The sequence below is a fragment of the Candidatus Dadabacteria bacterium genome, from assembly GCA_026705445.1.
In the GTDB taxonomy this organism is placed as follows: Bacteria; Desulfobacterota_D; UBA1144; order Nemesobacterales; family Nemesobacteraceae; genus Nemesobacter.
The window spans coordinates 1-3,146 of record JAPPAR010000031.1 but is presented as its reverse complement, the minus strand read 5'-3'; the positions used below and the strand labels follow the sequence as shown (position 1 = coordinate 3,146).

The window sequence follows — 3,146 nt, the reverse complement described above, 5'->3', positions numbered from 1 at the left end:
AATGGGGAATTGTCCTCAATCTTGAGCCGCAAACTAATTTTTAGAAGTGCCCTTATGAGTCTTTTCCCATTGCTGACCGTAAAAACATGGTTGGGGGAGCGGGAGATTCTCTTGACAATTCATCCCCTGATACTAATCTTGTTTGTGTTGTGTTAGAGCAGTATGTTCCCGTCCTCATGATAATAGTAATAGCGATCGTTCTGGCCGCGGCGCTTCTGTCCGTTTCCTATCTGCTCGGTCCGAAAAGATACGGAAGCTGGCGCAAGCTGATTCCGTATGAATCGGGGATGGTTCCCAGGGGAGACGCAAGGGAGAAGGTTTCACTCAAGTATTATCTCGTAGGAGCCCTTTTCATACTGTTTGACATAGAAATCGTGTTCCTTGTAGCCTGGGCGGTCGTGTTCAGGGAGCTTGGGATGGTGGCGCTTGTTGAGGTGCTGGCATTCCTTTTTGTTGTGATGGGCGGGTACTTTTACGTTCTCAAGAAAGGAGCTTTGGAATGGGAGTAAGCAGCGGGTCACTTCTCGGCGGAGACGGTTTTCTGACGACCAAGGTCTCCGCGGTTGCCAACTGGGGAAGGAAAAACAGCCTGTGGCCGATGGCTTTTGGAACCGCCTGCTGCGCGATTGAGATGATGGGGACTTTCTCCTCGAGGTTTGATATCGCGAGGTTCGGAGCCGAAACCGTGAGATTCTCGCCGAGACAGGCGGATCTGATGATAGTTTCCGGTACCATAACCTACAAGATGGCGTCGGTCTGCAGAAGGATCTACGAACAGATGCCCGAGCCCAAGTGGGTAATAGCGATGGGGTCGTGCACGTGCGGCGGCGGACCTTTTGACAGTTACGCCGTTGTTCAGGGAATAGACGAGTTCCTTCCGGTGGATGTTTACGTTGGCGGCTGTCCCCCGAGACCCGAAGCCCTTATTGACGCCGTCATCAAAATCCAGAAGAAAATAGATAACGAGGTACCCCCGATCGTATGACATCCACACCTGACCCTGTCGATCAAATAAGGGAAAAAATAAGCGGTTATGTCCTCTCGGAGAGCACATTCCGCGGGGAGACCACCTTTGTTGTAAAGGCAGAATCGATAGTCGAGTGCTGTTTGTTTCTGAAAAACACCCTCGGTTTTACTTACCTTGTGGACGTTACGGTTGTCGACTACCTGACCGTTAAATTTCCAAGGTACGAGATTGTCTACCTCCTTCACCGCTTCGGTGAGAACTACGAAGAGAACTTGAAAATAAGGCTCAAGGCCGCTCTTGAGCAGGATAACCCCGCGATTGATTCCGTAACGTCGGTGTGGTCCGGGGCGAACTGGCTTGAGAGAGAAGCCTACGATATGTTCGGGATAACTTTCAGGGGGCATCCCGACCCGAGAAGAATACTGATGCCCGAGGATTACGACCAGTTTCCTCTGAGAAAGGACTTCGACGTGAGAGACAGGGAATCTTCAAAGAGATGCTTTGAGCGGGCTCTTGATGAAGGACTTGAGTGATGGAAAGAGTAGAGATTGTTACAGAAGAGCTTAGCACTGAGGCCGACGGTACGAGAAAGCAGACCATGATGCTTAACATGGGGCCGCAGCATCCGTCAACCCACGGGGTTTTGCGTGTGGTTCTTTATCTTGACGGTGAGATAGTCCAAGAAGCCGTTCCTCACATCGGCTATTTGCACAGGGGAATAGAGAAGCTCTGCGAGGACATCACCTATCAAAAATGTCTTCCGTACACCGACAGGATGGATTACCTGGCCTCGATATGCAACAACATAGGCTTCATACTGGCCGTTGAGAAGCTGCTCGGGATCGAGGATGAAATTCCCCCGAGGGCCAAGGTAGCCGAGGTGATAATGTTTGAACTCGGCAGAATCGAGTCCCATCTAATAGGCATAGGCGCAAACTCCATGGATCTCGGCGCGATGACCGCTTTTCTTTTCTGCTTCAAGGAGCGCGAGCGTATCTACGAGATTCTTGAGATGGTATGCGGAGCGAGACTCACGACTTCATACCCTAGGGTGGGGGGGCTCCCTATGGATCTTCCTGAAGATTTCTCGGACACGATAAGGAATTTTCTTAAGATATTTCCCGAAACCCTAAGCGAGATAGACAGGCTTCTTACGAGAAACAGAATATGGGTCGACCGCACCAAGGATGTGGCGGTCATAAGCAAGGAGCAGGCGATTGATCTCGGGATTACCGGTCCCATACTCAGAGGAAGCGGCGTTCCCTACGATGTAAGGAAAGCCGATCCCTACCTTGATTACGAAAACTACGAGTTCGACATACCGGTCGCCAATGAAGGAGACGCGTACGCTAGGTATCTCTGCAGGATGGAGGAAATGAGACAGAGCCTTCGCATAATCGAGCAGGCTCTTCGTAATCTTCCCGACGGCCCCTACATAGCCGATCTTCCCAATATCGTCTTGCCCGAAAAAGAGCTTGTCTACACTAAGATGGAATCCCTGATCAGGCATTTCGTGCTTGTCTACAACGGTTTTGAGACTCCTCCGGGGGAGATATACCATGCCGTGGAGAACCCCAAGGGGGAGCTTGGTTACTACATAGTAAGTGACGGTACGGGAAAGCCCTACAGGATGCGGGTTCGTGGGCCGTCGTTTGTGAACCTGCAGGCCCTTCCGGGTATGGTAAAGGGGGGTTTTGTCTCCGATGTCGTTGCCGCGATAGGAAGCATTGACATAGTGCTCGGGGAAGTCGACAGGTAGGAGTCAAAAAAAAGACCTGTTTCCTCGGTTTTCTCGCATTCTTTAAGACCGGCAGGGCGCAAGCCAGACTGAATGACGGCCGGGAAGCCGGTGGAAACCCGGCGGAGGTGAGAGAAGTGTACCACGGTGTCGTGCCGTAAGCCGCCGAAGGAAAGAGACAATCCCGGATGAAGATATATGAAGTAAGCAGTCACGCGTAATGGCAACTTTAACGGTGGAAGCGTCTGTTATGCCGCCTCCGCGATTGCTTCGTATCTGCACCCGTTGCCCCGCAATTTGACGGGGGGGGGGGGGTGAGCAGATATGCTATCTATGAAATTTAGCTGGAAGGATATGAAGGATTTTAGAGTTATCCTTTCAGTCTCAATTGTAGCAGAACGATGTTAACTGAAAGCCGGAGCACCAGCTGTCATAAGGGAT

Annotated in this window: 4 protein-coding genes; all 4 read left to right on the top strand. The window is 51.3% G+C overall.

The genetic code is table 11. The features are described from left to right. Positions 1–86 precede the first annotated feature (86 nt). The 4 genes from ndhC to nuoD are packed head-to-tail and all read left to right on the top strand — an operon-like array spanning position 87 to position 2,726. Positions 87–509: an NADH-quinone oxidoreductase subunit A gene (ndhC, locus tag OXG75_06850; GenBank protein ID MCY3625689.1), complete on the top strand. Its 423-nt coding sequence runs from the start codon at positions 87–89 to the stop codon at positions 507–509. Next, entirely contained in the window at positions 500–985 is a 486-nt protein-coding gene (locus tag OXG75_06845) for an NADH-quinone oxidoreductase subunit B (GenBank protein ID MCY3625688.1), read from the top strand. The genes ndhC and OXG75_06845 overlap by 10 nt, the downstream gene beginning before the upstream one ends. Next, on the top strand, positions 982–1,500 hold the full coding sequence (locus OXG75_06840) for an NADH-quinone oxidoreductase subunit C (GenBank protein MCY3625687.1): 519 nt from the start codon (positions 982–984) through the stop codon (positions 1,498–1,500). Before OXG75_06845 ends, OXG75_06840 begins: the two co-directional genes overlap by 4 nt. Beyond that, on the top strand, positions 1,500–2,726 hold the full coding sequence (gene nuoD, locus OXG75_06835) for an NADH dehydrogenase (quinone) subunit D (protein ID MCY3625686.1): 1,227 nt from the start codon (positions 1,500–1,502) through the stop codon (positions 2,724–2,726). The genes OXG75_06840 and nuoD overlap by 1 nt, the downstream gene beginning before the upstream one ends. Positions 2,727–3,146 lie beyond the last annotated feature (420 nt).